Source organism: Lachnospira multipara LB2003, assembly GCF_000702205.1.
Lineage (GTDB): Bacteria > Bacillota > Clostridia > Lachnospirales > Lachnospiraceae > Lachnospira > Lachnospira multipara_A.
The window spans coordinates 28,679-46,535 of record NZ_JNKW01000008.1 but is presented as its reverse complement, the minus strand read 5'-3'; the positions used below and the strand labels follow the sequence as shown (position 1 = coordinate 46,535).

Sequence of the window (17,857 nt, the reverse complement as noted above, 5' to 3'; positions counted from 1 at the left end):
TAAATTACAATATTTTTAAAATAAAAATAAAACGAGGAGGTCATATGGGACTAGTAGTAAAGAATTTGACAAAAAGATATGGGAATAAGACAGTTGTAGACAATATTAGTTTCCAAATTGATAAGCCGGGAGTATATGCTCTTTTGGGAAGTAATGGAGCAGGTAAAACTACCTCTATTAGAATGATTCTTGGTATGTTAGAGAAAGATGGTGGCGAAGTAACATGGAATGATAAGCCACTTAATTTTGATACATGTAATATTGGTTATTTAGCTGAGGAGAGAGGTCTTTATCCAAAGTACTCTTTAATAGATCAGATTAAGTATTTTGGTAATTTAAGAGGTGTTACAGGTAAAGAACTTGATAAGAGAATTAGATATTGGGCTAGAAAGCTTAAAGTAGAAGAATATATTTATCCTCATTTTGAAGGTAATTCATCAACAAAATTCCAGGTTAATACAGGTTCAAAAGGCTTATTTGCTTCAAGAGGAAGAGCACCAAAAAGAATTAAGCCAAAGAGTGCAGATCAGTTATCAAAGGGTAATCAGCAAAAGATTCAGTTCTTAATTGCTATGTTATCTGATCCTGAACTTCTTGTATTAGATGAACCATTCTCAGGCTTAGATCCTGTAAATACAGATATTTTAAAGAATGTTATTAGAGAACAGGTTGAAGCTGGCAAATATATTATTATGTCTAGCCATCAGATGGAAGTAGTAGAAGAGTTCTGTACTGATTTAACTATTCTTTCACATGCAAAGCCAGTTGTTTCAGGCAATCTTAATGAGATTAAGAAATCATACGGTAGAGTTAATTTAAATCTTAAGACAGAGCAGGATATTACAGAACTTATCAATAAGACAGGGGTTCGTTTAATTAATAAAAAAGACAATGATTATACTTGTAAAGTTGAAGGTGATGCACAGGCAAATTCGCTTTTAAAGGAATTAGTAAATAATAACATTACTGTTGTTAAGTTTGATCTTAGTGAATTATCACTTCATGAGATTTTTGTAAAGGAAGTTGGAGAATCTGATATCCAATATTCTAAGAACTTATCTGACTCTGATGGAGAGTATGACGATTATAGCGAAGTAGGCAATACAGAGGCAGGTGATAGATAATGGCAAAGTCGACTAAGGAAAATATTTACAATCTAAAGGGCTTTAAATCAGTATTAGGATTTACACTTGGTCAGATGTTTAAAAGTAAGGCATATCTTATAAGCTGGATTTTTATGATTGTATTTATGTGTGCAATTGGACCAATTCAGATGCTTTCTACATCTAAGAATATGGCTGCAGGCTCTTCATTTGCTTCAGGTGAAATAAAGACTGAGCAGCTTGATAAAATTAATGGTTTAGTGCTTTTTAATGGTACACCAATCGAAATGTCTTATGATGATGTAGTTAAGAGTTTAGATTCAAGACTAGAAAATATTTATTTATCAGTAGTAGATAATGCGAATGATTTTGACATGGCAGTTAGTGATTTTGAAAATTCAGTAAGTCTATCTGATAGCTTTGGAGATGAGGTTACACCAGCAGATACCCTTGTTAAGGTGTATATTGGAATCGATATGGAGACTAATAGTTTTACAATAAATGGTGTAGTTTCAGATAATTCACTTATTAGTGATGCTTCCTTAGAAGAAATAACTAATGATATTGAAACATGCTTTAATGAGGCAAGATATACAAGTACAGGTATTTCTAAGGAAGATTTAGAGTCTGTAATGTCAGGTTTTAATACAAAGGATGCAGTTACTGATACAGAATATCATGATGCCTTAAAGGATAAGTATTCAGAAGAGGAGATTTATGAACTATCTTATCAGTTTGTAATGATTATGATAATTGTGGTATCTCTTTCAATTTCATACATTATTACAGTGGTTATGGAGGAAAAATCTTCAAAACTTGCAGAAACAATTCTTGTAAGTGTAAGACCACTTGCACTAATTATGGGTAAGATTGTATCAGTTATGATTTATGTATTCTCAATTGTTATATTTGGATGCTTAGGTTCACTAGTAACTAATAAGATATGTGCTAAGTATTTAGATGCAAAGGGACCTGTAAGTAATATTATGAATTTTTCAGCAATATTTGATCATGGAGCAATTGCTGTAGTGGTTGTACTTATATCATTAATTTTCTCATATTTGATATATGCTATATTTGCTGGAATTCTTGGCTCTGCTTGTGCTAAGCAGGAAGATATTCAAACAAGTACTCAGGTTGTTTCTTTTGTTAATATTATTGTGGGTTTTGTAGCTATGTTTGGACCAACATTCTTTAATGAAACAGTTGTAAGAGTATTAAGCTTTATTCCACCATTTTCTTGCTATTTAGCACCTGTTACTTACATGGTTGGACAGATTTCTTTATTAGAGGTAATAGTGTCGCTTATAATTCAGATGATTGCGGTAGCACTTTTATTTATGCTTTGTGCTAAGGTTTATAGAGTGCTTATTCTTAGAGATAATAAAAAGGCTAAAATTAAGGACATTATTGAAATAGCACGAAGCAAAGAGGAGGTATCAAATGTTTAAGAATTTTGGAAAAGTATTAAAGTTTACCTTCAAAAATATGGCAGATACAATGACATTTAAGATTATGACAATAGTTGTTGCTCTGGTTTTATTAATTGTGCCAAGTATTGTTTTTATGATAATGGGTGCCAATGAGAAAAAAGACGAGAAAGAAACACTTGAAAGCTGCGGAATTGAGAGTTTTTACGTAGTTAATAAAATCAGTGATTCATATGTGGATTTTAATGCACTTAATTATTTAAATGTAGATGGATATAATAATATTAAATATATTAATGAAGAAAATGTAGATGTGGCTTTAAGACATGCCTCAGAAAATGTGGCACAGGGAATGAAGACAGCTGTTTTAGTGTTCTCTAAAGAAGATAATGGCTTTGTTTCAGAAATAATTACACCAGATGATTTAGATGCACCAGATGTAAATAATTTCAACACATTTTTAACACAGTACGAAAGTCCAATAGCTATTATGGCTTCGGGACTTAGTATAGAACAAATAGGTGTTGTGGCAACTAATAGCCAGGTAAAAACTTATAATGAAACAGGCTTTAATTCAGGTGTTACAAAGGATGATGAGTTAAGCAATGGAAAAAAGGACGTAATGGATTCATATATTAGGGATAAAATTATAGAAGTTCTAAAGTTTATAATTCCATTTATAAATCTTTTAGTTTTCTACTTTATGGTTTTACTTTATTGCCAGAGCGTTTCACAGTCTCTTGTACTTGAAAAACAGAATAAGCTTATGGATACAATTCTTGTGTCAATAAAACCAGAAGCTCTTGCAGCAGGAAAATTATTAGGACTTAATCTTGCAGCTATTGCACAGATAGTAATATGGACAATAAGTGGCTTTGTAGGTTTTGGAGCAGCTATGCTTATTACAGAACACTTCTATCCAGATAATAACTTAATAGCAATTTACTTTATAAAGCATATGATGGAATATGATTTATTTAAGCCATTAAATGTTCTAGCTGGAATTGTTATATTGGTACTTGGATTTATGTTATATTCAGCTCTTGCAGCTATTGGTGGATCAATTTCAACCACAAGAGAAGAAGCAGCTAATTCAAATTACATTTTTATATTCGTTTTATTAGCATCTTATTTTGGTGTATTATATGGCGGAGTTTTAAGTGGTGGCGACTGTGCACTTTGGACAGCAGCAATTCCATTTACAGCAGCTTTAGTCGTACCTGGATATGCAATTTTAGGTGGAATATCAAGCACATACTTGATAATTTCTTTAGTAACAACAGTAGTAGTTACAGTAGCTCTAGTATTTGCGTCAGGACGATTATATACAACTACATCACTTTATAAGGGAAATAAAATAACTCTAGCTAAAATGTTAAAAACAATCTTTACAGGTGAGCTATAATTTAAGTATAATTATAATAGTGACGAAATTGTACGTGACAATTTAATAAAGGAAAGTAGAGGTAGAACATGAAGGGTAATTTTGTTACAGATAGTATAAAGTATGTTGGAGTTGACGATAAGGATTTATATCTTTTTGAAAGTCAGTATGAGATTCCTGATGGCGTATCTTACAACTCATATGTGATTCTTGATGATAAGATTGCAGTAATGGATGGCGTTGATGAAAGAGGTCAGGATGAATGGCTAGATAATGTTAAAAAGGTATTAAATGACAGAAAGCCAGATTATTTTGTGATTCAGCATTTTGAACCTGATCATTCGGGAAGTGTAGAGGCTTTCCTTAAGGAATATCCAGATGTGGAAATCGTTGGTAATGCTAAGACTTTTTCTCTTGGAGCTAATTATGCAGACCTTTTAGAACATAAGCAGTTAGTTGTTAAGGAAGGGGATGAGCTAAAGCTTGGCTCACATACTTTAAAATTTATTATGGCTCCAATGGTACATTGGCCAGAAGTAATGGTAACTTATGAGGAAAGCGAAGGTGTGCTCTTTAGTGCTGATGGCTTTGGCAAATTCGGTGCATTGTCTATTGAAGATGATGATTGGGCTTGCGAAGCTAGAAGATACTATTTCAATATTGTTGGCAAGTACGGTGCACCAGTACAGACTCTTCTAAAAAAAGCAGCTAATTTAAATATCAAGATAATTGCACCGTTGCATGGACCTGTTTTATCAGAGAATATAGAATACTATATTAATCTTTATGATATTTGGAGTAGTTATAAGCCAGAAGAAAAGGGCGTTTTGGTAGCATATGCTTCAATTCATGGTAATACCGAAGTCGTTGCTAAATATGTAGCTAAAAAGTTACAGGAAAAAGGCGAAAAAATCGCATTTGCTGACCTTACAAGAGATAATATGTCAGAGGCTGTTGAGGATGCATTTAAGTACGATAGAATGGTAATTGCAGCTTCAAGTTATGATGGCGGTGTATTTTTACCAATGGAATATTTCTTAATGGATTTATCATATAAGACATATCAGAATAGAAAAGTAGCTATTATTGAGAATGGATCATGGGGTCCAACAGCTGGACGAAAGATGAAATCTTATATTGAAGGATATAAGAATGTAGAAACAATTGGGGACATGGTTACAATTATGGCAAAGGCTAAAGAGGCAGACTATGCTAAATTAGATGCCTTAATTGATGCTGTAATTGAGGCAGGTAAGTAAAATAATAATTAAACCATCACTAGGAAATACAAGAGATTCTTAGTGATGGTTTTTTATTTTAAAAATAAATGTTGACAAAAAAATATTAATTGTGTACAATCTAATTGCAATCAATCAAAGAGATGAAAAATATAGTTGTAGTGGGGCTTTAAATTGACGACTACTAGTCTTATTACAAGTATATATTTTCTGTGAAAATGGAGGTAAGATATGAGTTTTTATGATTATTCAGTAACAACACCAGCAGGTGAAGAAGTTTCAATGGCTAATTTTAAAGGTAAAGTTTGCCTTGTAGTTAATACAGCAACAGGATGTGGCTTTACACCACAGTATAAGGATTTAGAGGCAATTTATGAAGAATTTCATGATAAGGGCCTAGAAATTATTGATGTTCCTTGTAATCAGTTCGCTGGACAGACACCAGGTACAGATGAGGAAATTCATGAGTTCTGTACTTTAAAGTATAAGACACAGTTCCCACAGTACAAGAAGAGTGATGTTAATGGTGAAGGAGCTCTTCCTCTATTTAAGTACTTAAAGAGCCAGAAGGGCTTTGAAGGTTTTGGTAAGGGACCTAAGGCTCTTGCAATGAGCGCTATGTTAAAGAAGATAGATAAGGATTATAAGAACAATCCAGAAATTAAATGGAATTTTACAAAGTTTGTTGTAAATAGAGATGGTGAAGTAGTGGCAAGATTTGAGCCAACTGCTAAGATGAGTGATGTGGCAGAGTGCGTTAAGAGCTTAATTTAAATTGTGTAAGTAGCAATTTTTATGTACAATTATTTACAACAGCTAGGATAGGAGGAATAAATCATGAGATATGATGTTGCAATTATAGGAACAGGACCTGGTGGAGTTTCTGCAGCTTTAACACTTAAGAATAGAGGAAAGAATTTTATAATTATTGGTAGTAAACAAAGCGCAAAGGTTAGTAAAGCTCATGCCATTCTTAATTATCCAGGTTTACCAAATGTATCAGGTCAGGAACTCGCTAATGCCTTTAGTAAGCATCTAGAACTTGCTGGAATTGAAATTACAGAAGATAGAGTAAGTACTATTTATGATATGGGTGACTTTTTTGGTATTCAGGGCGGTAATGAGATGTATGAAGCATCTGCAGTTATTTTAGCTACTGGAGTGGTTACAGGTAAGGCAATTCCTGGAGAAGATGCATTACTTGGTAGTGGAGTAAGTTATTGTGCAACATGCGATGCACCATTATATAAGGGTAAAGATGTGGCAGTTATTGGTTATAGTAAGAAGGAAGAAGAGGAAGCAGCATTCCTTTCTGAAGTTTGTGCTAATGTAACATATGTACCAATGTATAAAGAAGCTACTGATTTACCAGATAAAGTTAAGGTGGTAAATGTAAAGCCATCAGAGATTCTAAAAGTAGATGATAAGAGAGTTGTAAAGTCTGATGGAGAAGATATTGTAGTTGATTGTGTATTTGTCTTACGTGATGCAATTTCACCAGGACAGTTAGTACCTGGTCTTGAGACTGATGGAGCTCATGTTGTGGTTAATAGAGATATGTCAACTAATATAGCTGGATGCTTTGCATGTGGCGATATTACAGGACTTCCATACCAGTATGTTAAATCAGCTGGTGAGGGAAATGTAGCAGCTCTGTCAGCTGTAACATATTTAGCTGCAAAAAAGTAAACTATAAGTGATAAAGTGATTTAATTGAAGAATTTGCCAGTTTTGCAATAATGCAAAGCTGGCATTTTTTTGTGCTAATCGTATAAAAAAAGTTATTTTAAAAATTGATAGATAATGATATTATAATAACATAAATAAGCAAAAGCTTTAAAAAAACGGAGGTAATAAATATGACAGCAATAGTTGTTATTTTGGCAATTCTAGTTTTACTATTATTAATGTCAATTAGAATTGTGCCACAGGCAAATGCCTATGTAATTGAAAGATTAGGAAGATATAAGACAACATGGGCTGCAGGTATTCATTTATTAATACCAATCATTGATAGAATTTCAAGAAAGGTTACAATTAAGGAACAGGTTGCAGATTTTGCACCACAGCCAGTTATTACTAAGGATAATGTTACAATGCAGATTGACTCAATCGTGTATTTTAAGATTTTTAATCCACAGTTATATACATATGGAGTTGAAAGTCCAATCATTGCTATTGAGAATTTAACTGCAACAACACTTCGTAACATCATTGGTGATATGACACTTGATGAAACTCTTACATCAAGAGATCAGATTAACTCTAAGATGCTTGAAACAATTGATGCAGCAACAGATCCTTGGGGAATTAAGATTAATAGAGTAGAATTAAAGAACATTAATCCACCAGCTGCTATTCGTGAATCAATGGAGAAGCAGATGAAAGCTGAAAGAGAGAAGAGAGCTGCAATTCTTACTGCAGAAGGTGAGAAGCAGTCTATGATCTTAGAGGCTCAAGGTCGTAAGGAATCAGCAGTACTTAATGCTGAGGCTGAAAAGCAGGCAACAATTCTTGCTGCTGAAGCTCAGAAGGAAAAGGAAATTAAGGAAGCTGAAGGTAAGGCTGAAGCTATCAGAGCAATCCAGGATGCTAACGCATATGGTATTGAAAAATTAAAGCAGGCTGGAGCTGATATGACAGTTCTTAGATTAAAGAGCTTAGAAACTCTTGAAAAGGTTGCAGATGGACAGGCTACAAAGATTATTGTTCCTTCAGAAATTCAGAATCTTGCAGGTTTAGTAGAATCAGTTAAGGAGATTAAGTAAATATGGAAGGTGTCCTTGGTGTTGTTTGGTTAATAATAATATTTCTTGGTATTTTTTCTAATAAAAATAAGAAAAATAGCAAAAATAACAATCAAAGAAATATTAATCAAAGAAACTATAACCAAAGAAATAGGGCAAAAACTACCACTGAAAAAAATTTACAACAACTAAGAAACTCATATACTGTATCTAGCGATGGTCATACAGTTCCAAGAGGACAGGATTTAACATGTGAAAGAAAGTATGGACATAAGCACAGATTAGAATATTCTATGGGTAATAATCGCTATGTTGTACATGAAGAACCAACACAAGGTTATATTGTACTTAATGGCAAGAAGTATTCTAGGGATCAGTTAAGAGGTGTTTAGAAGATAGTGATAGATTTTGTCATTAAGAAAAGCGAATAATATCAAAAATATATTGACATAGATTATATGTGAATGTATAGTGTACTTAATTGAATAATTCTTCGGGGCGTGGTGAAATTCCACACCGGCGGTAAAGCCCGCGAGCAGTAATGCATGACTTGGTGAGATTCCAAGGCCGACAGTAAAGTCTGGATGGTAGAAGATTTGTTATATTTAGTAGCAACAGACGCTCTGGATTTATTTCCAGAGCGTTTTTTTATTCTAAAAAATATTGGTGGATTATTAGAAAGTGCTAAATATAATAGCATTAAAAAGCCTTGAAGAATATTCTTCAAGGCTTTTTTTTAAGGAGATGTGGTAAGTGGAAAGAATGAATAGGGAAAGATTATATAAGGACGAGGATTTTATGCTAGAGGCCATAAAACTTGCTAAAAAGGGACTAGGATTTACTAATCCTAATCCTATGGTTGGAGCGGTTATTGTAAAAAATGGACATATCATAGGAAGAGGTTATCACAAGGCATGTGGAGGATTACATGCTGAAAGGGAAGCAATTAAGGATTGCAAAATTAAAGGCAATGAGAAGGATTTAAAGGGAGCAACTATTTATGTGACTCTTGAACCTTGCTGTCATTATGGAAAGCAACCACCATGTACAATGGCAATTATAGAAGTTGGTATTACAAGAGTTGTAGTTGGAGCTCTTGATCCTAATCCTAAAGTTTGTGGTAAGGGAATTAAGATTTTAGAAGAGGCTGGGATTAAAGTAGATGGTCCTATTCTAAATGAGGCGTGTTTGGAAATAAACGACATTTTTTTTCATTATATGCGATATAAAAAACCACTTGTGACATTAAAGTGGGCACAGACTCTTGATGGAAAAATAGCTTGCTATACAGGCGAATCAAAGTGGATTACAGGAGATGAGGCAAGACAAAAAGTTCATATGGATAGACATAAGAATATGGCAATTTTAGTAGGAATTGGAACACTTTTAAAGGATGATCCAATGCTAAATTGTAGAAATGAGACATTAGAAAAAGTAAGACATCCTTTAAGAATTGTTCTAGATAGTAATTTAAGGACCCCATTTGATTCTAATTTCGTTAAGACGGCGACTAGTTATAAAAGCCTTATTATGACAGTGTCTAAAGATAAGGATAGGATAGAAAGTTATAAGAAATTTGGAGTAGATGTTGTTAGCTTAGAAGCAGATTATGAGGGAAGGGTAAATTTAGTGGATGCCATTAATTATTTAGGAGAGAAAGGAATTGATAGTTTAATTATAGAAGGTGGTGGAGAGATTAATTATAAGGCTCTTGAGTCAAGGATTGTAGACAAAATTCAAGTCTACATTGCACCTAAGATCTTTGGTGGAAAGGATGCCATAACAGCTGTGTCAGGACTAGGAATTGCTAGTCCCAAAGATGCCTTTAAAGTGGGTAATTTAAAGGTTTCTAGGCTTGGAGAGGACCTACTTTTAGAGGGGGATATGGAGTATTCTTAAGAATGATTTTTTAAACATTAAGAAAATGTAGACAATTTTAGAGTAAATTTTAAAGAAAGGAAGTGGTAAATTGTTTACAGGGATAATTGAAGAAATTGGACATGTTAAGATGATAAAAGGCGGAAAAAACTGTGCAAGTATAAAGATAAAAGCTAAAAAAGTTCTTGAAAAAACAAGACTAGGAGACTCAATTAGCGTAAATGGTGTCTGCCTTACGGTAACACATTTAGATAAAGATACATTTAGCGTAGATGTTATGCATGAGACCATGATGCACTCTTCTTTTTGTAATTTAAAAGCAGGAGATATGCTAAATCTTGAAAGAGCCATGGCTCTAGGAGATAGGTTTGGTGGACATATAGTCTCTGGACACATTGATGGTATAGGAAAAATAAAGAGTATACAAAAGGATCTAACAGCGTACAGATATAGGATTTTGACAAGTGAGAGGATTGCAGGTCAGATAGTATTAAAAGGGTCAATTACTATAGATGGAATAAGCTTAACAGTTACGGATGTAGATAAGGATAGCTTTGAGGTAAGCATAATACCTCATACTATGAATAACACAATTCTTTTTATGAAAAAAATAGGCGACCTAGTAAATCTAGAAAATGACATTATAGGAAAGTATATAGCTAAATTTTTAATGGGAAATACAAAGGATACAAATAAAGGATTAACTATGGATAGCTTGCTAAGAAACGGATTTGTTTGAGCCCTACATTAAGAAATAATAAGAAATTATAAGAAAATATGAGAAATTAGGAAGGAGAATTTTTAGATGGAGTCTGAGTATAGTAGTGTGCCAGCTGCACTAGAAGCCTTAAAAAGAGGCGAAGTTATTATGGTATCAGATGATGAAAGCAGAGAAAATGAAGGAGATTTTATATGCGCTGCAGAGCATGCTAGCACTGAGAATGTAAATTTTATGGCATCAGTTGGAAAGGGCTTAATATGCATGCCTATGAGTAGGGAATACTGTGAGAAGCTAGAGTTTCCTCAGATGGTTAAGAATAACACAGACAATCATGAAACAGCATTTACTGTTTCAATAGATCATGTGGACACAACTACAGGAATATCTGCTAGGGAAAGAGCTTATACAGCTCGTGCAGTGGTTGATGATAATGCTAAGTCTAGTGATTTTAGAAGACCTGGTCATATGTTTCCACTTCTTGCAAAGCCTAATGGCGTACTTGAAAGAAATGGACATACTGAGGCTACAGTTGATTTATGCAGGCTTGCTGGACTTAAGGAAGTAGGACTTTGTTGTGAAATTATGAGAGATGATGGAAATATGATGAGAACTGACGAGTTAAGAAAGCTTGCAAAAAAATATGACCTTAAATATATAACAATAAAGGCATTACAGGATTACATTAAGGTTCATGAAAAACTCGTGGAATGTGTGGCTATTACAAGAATGCCAACAAAGTATGGTGAATTTATGGCTCATGCATATGTTGATAAGGTAAGTGGAGAACACCATGTAGCCCTTGTTAAGGGAGATATGGGAGATGGCAGAGATTTACTTTGTCGTGTACATTCCGAGTGCTTAACTGGAGATGCTTTTGGTTCTTTAAAGTGTGATTGTGGAGAACAATTTGCTTATGCAATGCGTGCAATAGAAAAAGAGGGCAGAGGAGTTCTACTTTACATGCGACAGGAAGGCAGGGGAATTGGACTTGTAAATAAACTAAAGGCATATGCACTTCAAGATAAGGGGATGGATACCCTTGAAGCAAATTTAGCATTAGGCTTTCCAGGGGATATGCGTGAATACCATATAGGGGCACAGATTTTAAGAGACTTAGGAGCTAAAAGTTTAAGACTTCTTACCAATAATCCGGACAAAGTATATCAGTTAGAAGATTATGATCTAGAAATTAAGGAAAGAGTACCAATTCAAATAATGCCAACAGCATATGATATGGTTTATTTAAGAACAAAAAAGACACGAATGGGTCATATATTAAGTGAAGTGTAATCTATAAAGATAATTAGAAAGGAAGATTTATTATGAGAGTATTAGAAGGAAGATTAATTGATGAGAAAAGAGAAGGAAAAGGGATTAGAGTTGGAATTGTAGCTGCGAGATTTAATGAGTTTATTGTAAGTAAGCTTATTTCGGGTGCTAATGATAGTTTAGTAAGACACAATGTATCAGAGGATGATATAACTCTTGCTTGGGTTCCGGGAGCTTTTGAAATTCCAATTGCTTGTAAAAAAATGGCAGAATCCGGGGAATATGATGTAGTTATAGCCCTTGGAGCTGTGATTAGAGGTGCTACAAGCCATTATGATTATGTATGTGCAGAAGTATCAAAAGGTGTTGCAAGTGTTTCACTAGATACAGGTGTTCCTGTTATGTTTGGCATATTAACAACAGATACAATCGAACAGGCAGTTGAAAGAGCGGGAACTAAGGCCGGTAATAAAGGATTTGAATGCGGTGAGGGCGCAATTGAAATGGTTAATTTAATGAGAAAAATTGGCAAGTAATAGGTATTTAATTAAAAGATTGTTGGTTTTGGGAAACTAGAATAGTTTCCTAGTTTCTGACAAATGTAGTAAATAATAGCCTTACAAAACTGTAAGAAATAAGATTATTCGTTTTTATTGCTGGATATTTTATTTTTTGCTAGTATAGTTTGGTCGCAATTGACATCTTGGGTAGACATAATTGGTAATATGCGGGATATAAATTGGAGGTATAAAGAATATGAGAAAAACTACTTTATCAAAGATTGCCAGTTTTGGTTTAGCAGCTATTATGACAGGTGCTATTGTTTTTGGCAATTTCTCTACAACAAGTAAAGCAGCAAGTAAGAGCCTTGGAGCTCCTTACAATACTATTAATCTAAATGTTTTGGATAATGCTACAGGTAAGAACTTAGCAAGTTCAAGCATGAAATTGAGAAATAGCGATGGCAAAGCTATAGCTTCTTGGAATGCCGGTAATGAAGCATCAGCTCATTATTCAGATCATGATTTTACAATGGCAGATGCACTAGATACTAAGACTGTACCAGCAGGTCAATTTGGATTATATTCAACAGTAAATCCTGCTTTTGGTAATGATTCAGCAGTTAAATTTGTATTTGATGGAGATAAAGAGCAGAAGATTGCTATTGATAATTATTATAACAATTTTGGCACAGTAACACCTATTGCAAGTGATTTTTCATTTAGGTTAGATGGCAGTGGTAATGTTGCACATTACTATAAAGTATCAGCTACTCCAACACAATATATTAAGGTACATATTAGATTAAATGAATATTGGCCAAAAGATTTCGATGAGAATGGTAAATCAAAAGGTATTGGTGATAATAGAGTTTCATATGGTGTAGAAGAAAGATTTGGAAGTGATTCTTCAGAATCATATCTTGCAATAATGTCTGATCAGGTTATTAACTATGTAGCACCTGATGCTAATGGATATGTTGATGTTTATGTAAATCCAGAAACAGATCATATGGATTATGAAACAAGTTTTAATTATGGTTCTTCAAGTGGTGGTGGACATGTAGGTCATCCAGAAAGTACAGTATCTAACGAAGTTTCTGATCCACAGGATAATAATAGTACATCAGGTACATTAAGTGTTAAGAATTTACCTGCAGGTACATATACAGTTGAAGCTAGTAGATCTAGAAGTAATGAAACAGATTCAGCAACATTTACAGTAACAGAATCTCAGAATGTACAGAACTTTACAGTTTCATTATTTACAGCTCCAACTCCAGTAGTTACTGAACCAGAGACTACAACAGAAGTTCCAACTCCAGTAGTTACTGAACCAGAAACTACAACAGAAGCTTCAACAGAAACTCCTATTGAAGAATCAACAGAGGAAGTAACAGAAGCTTCTACTGAAGAATCAACAGAGACAAGTGAAGTTGCAGCTGATACAGATTATGTAGTAGAAACAACTACTGCTGTAGTTGAAAGCACAGGTGAGGTTGCAGCTGATGTGGATTCAGTACAGACTGGTGATGAGTCAAATGCTAAGCTATATGTTATTATCTTAGTAGTTGCAGCTGTTTGCCTAGTAGCTGTAGGTGCATATACAGTTATAAGAAATAAGAAAGATTCTGATAAATAGAATATACAAGATATACCTTAAAGCTTATAGCTTTATGCATACAATTAATTAGGGTGTGGCAATTAGAATGATAAATGAAGCCTTCGCGTTAGAGATAGTCTAGCGCGAAGGTTTTTTGTTTACTGTAGTATTGTTTTTTTAATAATTTATTTGTATAATAAGAATAGCAATAATTTAACTAGTTAGTGAAAATACGTGATTGGACAACTTGATATACTTAACTTGATAATGGTGTAATTAGGTATCAGGGGAGGATACATAAAACCCCTGTAAGAGTGGGCTCTTACAGGTTTTATTTTTGTAGGATACTTATTACCATAGTAACTTTTAATTTGTTTAATGAGGTTAGGACTATGGAAAATAAGTTAATAACAAAGCTTGCAACAGCAATACTTACAGTTATAAATGTTGGGCTTTTTGCATATGTTTGGATAGAATATTACAACAAGTTTGCCTTCCAAAAGTTTAGAAATTATGGAATGGTAGCTTTTGTTATTATGTTTTACATTTGCTATAGATACTTGGCAAAACTATATAGAGCTTATGATTTTGCGTCAAACACAATATGGGAAACCACCCTTTCTCAGTTTATAAGCCTATCTTTGTCAGATTTATTAGCTTATGTTTTGGCTTGTATAATTGCTAATTATTATGTTAGTTTTGTGCCAGGATTAATTATTTACATTTTGCAGTTAACATCTAGCTTAGCAATAGTTTTTATTACTAAGAAAATGTTAATAGCCCTAATCGTACCACTTGAAACTTTGGTGATTTACGGGGCAAATATTTCTGAAGACGAGGTTGTGGATTTTACAAGTAAGCTTTTACGAAAGTATTCGCACATGTTTAATATTAGTAAAATCGTTAATGAAAATGATTCTATAATCAAAAATAGAATGAAGGACGTTAAGAGAGTTATATTTGTAGGTATTACAAGAAATAAGAGAAATGAATTTATCAAGTTTTGTGTGGAAACTAATCAGTCCTTTTATTTTGTGCCGGATATTGAAGATTTACTTCTAAGAAATTGTGAAATTAAGCACTTTATTGATACACCTATCATGCATTATGACTCATTTGATGATAGAAAGGCTTTTTATGTTGTAAAGAGAGCCTTTGATATTCTGGCGTCTTTCATGTTATTAGTTATTTTAAGCCCAGTTATGCTTGTAACTGCTATTGCAATTAAGCTAGATGACGGTGGCCCAGTTTTCTTTAAACAAGAGCGAGAGACAATAAATGGAAGAGTTTTTAAGGTGCTTAAGTTTAGAAGTATGAGGGTGAATGCTGAAGAAAATGGCTTTATGCCGGCAGTTAAAGATGATGATAGAATTACTAGAGTAGGAAAGAAAATTAGAAAAAACAGGATTGATGAGTTACCTCAGCTTTTTAATGTATTAATCGGACAAATGAGTTTGGTTGGACCAAGACCTGAAAGAATTGCTCATGTGTCAGTTTATGAAAAAAAATTACCTGAATTCAAGTACAGAAAAAGAGTTAAAAGCGGCATTACAGGTTATGCACAGGTTTACGGAAAATATAACACAAATCCTGAGGATAAGCTTAAATTAGATTTAATTTATATTAAAGATATGAGTTTTATATTGGATATTAAATTGCTTTTACTTACAGTAAAAACAGTTTTTATTCCTGAAGCAAGTGAAGGATTTGAAAAAAGAAAAAGTGACTTAATTAGAGAAGCTGAAAGAAAGATAGGATGATAAATAATTGGGGGAATTTGATGAAGAGGGTTATGATAATATCACTAGGTTATTTATGGTTTCCGGGGGAACCAGGACCTTCAAGAATATTTGATCTTGCAAAAATGCTTGTAAAAGCTGGTGTTGAGTTAGAATGTGTTACCTCAGATTTTCAACATTTTACGAAAAGCAAAAGAAATAAAGAGGTAATTTTAAAGCAAGATCATCCGTTTAAAATAACATTTATAAAGTCTCCAAAATATCATCATAATATTTCTATTAGAAGAATATTAAGCAATATAGTATCAAGCTATAGAGTAAGCAAGTATTTAGAAAATAGATTAGATAATGTAGATGTTGTTTATCTTACAATTCCGTCCAATAGAATAGCAAAACTTGTTTCAAATCAATGTAGAAAAAAAGGCGTAACTTTTATTGTCGATGTAGAAGATTTATGGCCTGAGGCGATGTATAGGTATGTAAAAAATAATAAAATAAGAAAATTATTTTTGAAAAAAATAGAAAAAGATGCAGATGAAGCATATAACAATGCAAGTGCAGTTGTAGGAACTTCAGAGGATTATACAAGTAGAGCATTTAAAAAGAGAAAAAGAAATATTCCAAATGAAACTGTTTATGTTGGCTGCGATTTAGATGCATTTGATAGAGGCGTTTTAGAAAATGAAAAATATATTCAAAAAAATGATAATGAGTATTGGATAACATATACAGGTTCAATTAGTAATAGTTATGACATAAAAACATTAATTGATGCGGTTAATGACTTATCGGATAAAAATATACATGCACAGATACTTGGAACTGGTGGCATGATAGATGAATTAAAAGCGTACAGTAAAAATATGCAAAATATCCATTTCTGGGGATATGTTGATTATGATAGAATGGCGGCTGTTTTGAATAAATCAGACATAGTAATTAATAGTTTTGTTAAAGGTGCACCACAAAGTATAGTGAATAAAATAGGTGATTATCTTGCATCAGGTAAACCGATAATTAATACATTAGAAAATCCTGTGTTCTGTAATATTGTTAATAAATATGATATTGGAGTCAATATTGAAGCAGAAAATGTTGAAGCTTTAAAGAATGCTATTATTGACGAATTAGGAGATGAATTAAGAGGTATAAATGCAAGAAAATTAGCAGAACAACAATTTGATAGAAAAACTAGTTATAAGAGAATTATTGATTTAATAGTTGATTGAGTAGGTGATTAAATGCTTAGCATAATTGTTCCAGTTTATAATGAAAAAAAGTATATAAGACAGTGCCTTGATTCAATATTAAATCAAACTTATATGGATTTTGAATTGATTTTAATAGATGATGGCTCTAAAGATAATAGCTCTTATATATGTGATGAATATGCATTAAAGGATAATAGAGTTAAAGTTATTCATAAGAATAATGAGGGATTGAGTGCAGCAAGAAACTTAGGTCTGAAAATTTCAAAAGGAGAATTTATAAGCTTTATAGATTCTGATGATTGGATTGCTAAGGATATGTTTCAAATATTGATGAATAATATCGTCAAATATAAAGCAGATATTTCTTGTGGTCAAATTGTAAGAAAAAATAGCGATGTAATAAATGACGATAATAAGGCCTTTAAGGATATAAAAATATATAATCGTAATGAATATGCAAAATTATTTTTTAAAGTAAATAGTCGAAAGACAATTCATTATGCGGTTAATAAAGTGTATAAAAGAGATGTTGTTAGGAATATGAAATTTCCTAATGGATTAATTAATGAAGATGTAGAAGGATTTTTCTATGCTTTAAAAAATGCAAAAAAGATAGTTACTGATAGTAGTGCTATTTACTATTATAGAAATAATGGTGAAAGCATTTCGAGTGAAATGTTTTCAAAAAAACAAATGGATTTAATTACTGTGTGGAATCATGTTAATGATGCGTGTAGTAATGAATCATATACATGGCAATCTTATGCTCGAATAAATTGTGCTAGAGCATATATGGGTTTGCTGGTAAGATTAGCTATTAGTCATAAAGAGAATAAATATAAAAAGGAAAAAGACTATTTATTAAGATGCTTAAAAAGAAATGAGAAAAAATTGTTATTCTCAGATATATTACCAGTTGAGAGAAAAATGATTGTTTGGGCTTTGTGTCGCAATTACTTAATTACAAGTTATCTAATAAGAGGATTATATAAGCTTAAAAGAAACTTAAATATAGCTTAAATAGGTGGATTAAT

The 17,857-nt window shown here is 32.8% G+C and carries 16 protein-coding genes and 1 riboswitch; all 16 genes read left to right on the top strand.

The window, feature by feature from the left end; genetic code table 11:
- Positions 1-44 precede the first annotated feature (44 nt).
- Positions 45-1,124 (top strand): ABC transporter ATP-binding protein, encoded by a 1,080-nt coding sequence (locus T537_RS0106370; protein WP_051554943.1) that lies wholly within the window; start codon positions 45-47, stop codon positions 1,122-1,124.
- Positions 1,124-2,554 (top strand): ABC transporter permease, encoded by a 1,431-nt coding sequence (locus T537_RS0106365; protein WP_027437753.1) that lies wholly within the window; start codon positions 1,124-1,126, stop codon positions 2,552-2,554. Before T537_RS0106370 ends, T537_RS0106365 begins: the two co-directional genes overlap by 1 nt.
- Positions 2,547-3,938, top strand: coding sequence for an ABC transporter permease (locus T537_RS0106360; RefSeq protein ID WP_031556746.1), 1,392 nt, complete (start codon positions 2,547-2,549; stop codon positions 3,936-3,938). Before T537_RS0106365 ends, T537_RS0106360 begins: the two co-directional genes overlap by 8 nt.
- A 68-nt stretch (positions 3,939-4,006) precedes the next feature.
- Positions 4,007-5,176: an FprA family A-type flavoprotein gene (locus tag T537_RS0106355; protein ID WP_027437755.1), complete on the top strand. Its 1,170-nt coding sequence runs from the start codon at positions 4,007-4,009 to the stop codon at positions 5,174-5,176.
- A gap of 210 nt (positions 5,177-5,386) precedes the next feature.
- Complete coding sequence (locus T537_RS0106350; protein ID WP_027437756.1) at positions 5,387-5,929, top strand: glutathione peroxidase; 543 nt, start codon at positions 5,387-5,389, stop codon at positions 5,927-5,929.
- Between the two features lie 63 nt (positions 5,930-5,992).
- Positions 5,993-6,844, top strand: coding sequence for an NAD(P)/FAD-dependent oxidoreductase (locus T537_RS0106345; protein ID WP_027437757.1), 852 nt, complete (start codon positions 5,993-5,995; stop codon positions 6,842-6,844).
- Between the two features lie 170 nt (positions 6,845-7,014).
- Positions 7,015-7,923, top strand: a complete 909-nt coding sequence (locus tag T537_RS0106340; protein ID WP_031556745.1) for an SPFH domain-containing protein — start codon at positions 7,015-7,017, stop codon at positions 7,921-7,923.
- A gap of 2 nt (positions 7,924-7,925) precedes the next feature.
- Positions 7,926-8,294 (top strand): hypothetical protein, encoded by a 369-nt coding sequence (locus tag T537_RS0106335; RefSeq protein ID WP_027437759.1) that lies wholly within the window; start codon positions 7,926-7,928, stop codon positions 8,292-8,294.
- A gap of 93 nt (positions 8,295-8,387) precedes the next feature.
- A riboswitch (FMN riboswitch) is annotated at positions 8,388-8,502 on the top strand.
- A gap of 162 nt (positions 8,503-8,664) precedes the next feature.
- A complete protein-coding gene (ribD, locus tag T537_RS0106325) occupies positions 8,665-9,801 on the top strand; it encodes a bifunctional diaminohydroxyphosphoribosylaminopyrimidine deaminase/5-amino-6-(5-phosphoribosylamino)uracil reductase RibD (RefSeq protein ID WP_031556744.1) in 1,137 nt (378 codons plus the stop codon).
- Between the two features lie 70 nt (positions 9,802-9,871).
- On the top strand, positions 9,872-10,519 hold the full coding sequence (locus T537_RS0106320; RefSeq protein ID WP_031556743.1) for a riboflavin synthase: 648 nt from the start codon (positions 9,872-9,874) through the stop codon (positions 10,517-10,519).
- A gap of 66 nt (positions 10,520-10,585) precedes the next feature.
- A complete protein-coding gene (locus T537_RS0106315) occupies positions 10,586-11,791 on the top strand; it encodes a bifunctional 3,4-dihydroxy-2-butanone-4-phosphate synthase/GTP cyclohydrolase II (RefSeq protein ID WP_031556742.1) in 1,206 nt (401 codons plus the stop codon).
- Between the two features lie 32 nt (positions 11,792-11,823).
- Complete coding sequence (ribE, locus tag T537_RS0106310) at positions 11,824-12,306, top strand: 6,7-dimethyl-8-ribityllumazine synthase (RefSeq protein WP_031556741.1); 483 nt, start codon at positions 11,824-11,826, stop codon at positions 12,304-12,306.
- A 220-nt stretch (positions 12,307-12,526) separates the two neighbouring features.
- Complete coding sequence (locus T537_RS0106305) at positions 12,527-13,912, top strand: hypothetical protein (RefSeq protein WP_031556740.1); 1,386 nt, start codon at positions 12,527-12,529, stop codon at positions 13,910-13,912.
- Positions 13,913-14,265: 353 nt separating this feature from the next.
- Positions 14,266-15,633 (top strand): sugar transferase, encoded by a 1,368-nt coding sequence (locus T537_RS12400; protein WP_051637177.1) that lies wholly within the window; start codon positions 14,266-14,268, stop codon positions 15,631-15,633.
- Between the two features lie 20 nt (positions 15,634-15,653).
- The gene (locus T537_RS0106295; RefSeq protein WP_031556738.1) at positions 15,654-16,841 is read left to right on the top strand and encodes a glycosyltransferase family 4 protein; all 1,188 of its coding nucleotides are present in this window, start codon (positions 15,654-15,656) and stop codon (positions 16,839-16,841) included.
- 12 nt (positions 16,842-16,853) lie between these two features.
- Complete coding sequence (locus T537_RS0106290) at positions 16,854-17,843, top strand: glycosyltransferase family 2 protein (RefSeq protein ID WP_031556737.1); 990 nt, start codon at positions 16,854-16,856, stop codon at positions 17,841-17,843.
- The last annotated feature ends 14 nt before the right edge of the window (positions 17,844-17,857 follow it).

Coding starts and splice junctions, on each gene's coding strand:
- T537_RS0106305 (WP_031556740.1), top strand. CDS start 12,527: ATGAGAAAAACTACTTTATCAAAGATTGCCAGTTTTGGTTTAGCAGCT.
- T537_RS0106335 (WP_027437759.1), top strand. CDS start 7,926: ATGGAAGGTGTCCTTGGTGTTGTTTGGTTAATAATAATATTTCTTGGT.
- T537_RS0106295 (WP_031556738.1), top strand. CDS start 15,654: ATGAAGAGGGTTATGATAATATCACTAGGTTATTTATGGTTTCCGGGG.
- T537_RS0106340 (WP_031556745.1), top strand. CDS start 7,015: ATGACAGCAATAGTTGTTATTTTGGCAATTCTAGTTTTACTATTATTA.
- T537_RS0106355 (WP_027437755.1), top strand. CDS start 4,007: ATGAAGGGTAATTTTGTTACAGATAGTATAAAGTATGTTGGAGTTGAC.
- T537_RS0106315 (WP_031556742.1), top strand. CDS start 10,586: ATGGAGTCTGAGTATAGTAGTGTGCCAGCTGCACTAGAAGCCTTAAAA.
- T537_RS0106345 (WP_027437757.1), top strand. CDS start 5,993: ATGAGATATGATGTTGCAATTATAGGAACAGGACCTGGTGGAGTTTCT.
- T537_RS0106365 (WP_027437753.1), top strand. CDS start 1,124: ATGGCAAAGTCGACTAAGGAAAATATTTACAATCTAAAGGGCTTTAAA.
- T537_RS12400 (WP_051637177.1), top strand. CDS start 14,266: ATGGAAAATAAGTTAATAACAAAGCTTGCAACAGCAATACTTACAGTT.
- T537_RS0106350 (WP_027437756.1), top strand. CDS start 5,387: ATGAGTTTTTATGATTATTCAGTAACAACACCAGCAGGTGAAGAAGTT.
- ribE (WP_031556741.1), top strand. CDS start 11,824: ATGAGAGTATTAGAAGGAAGATTAATTGATGAGAAAAGAGAAGGAAAA.
- T537_RS0106290 (WP_031556737.1), top strand. CDS start 16,854: ATGCTTAGCATAATTGTTCCAGTTTATAATGAAAAAAAGTATATAAGA.
- T537_RS0106370 (WP_051554943.1), top strand. CDS start 45: ATGGGACTAGTAGTAAAGAATTTGACAAAAAGATATGGGAATAAGACA.
- ribD (WP_031556744.1), top strand. CDS start 8,665: ATGAATAGGGAAAGATTATATAAGGACGAGGATTTTATGCTAGAGGCC.
- T537_RS0106360 (WP_031556746.1), top strand. CDS start 2,547: ATGTTTAAGAATTTTGGAAAAGTATTAAAGTTTACCTTCAAAAATATG.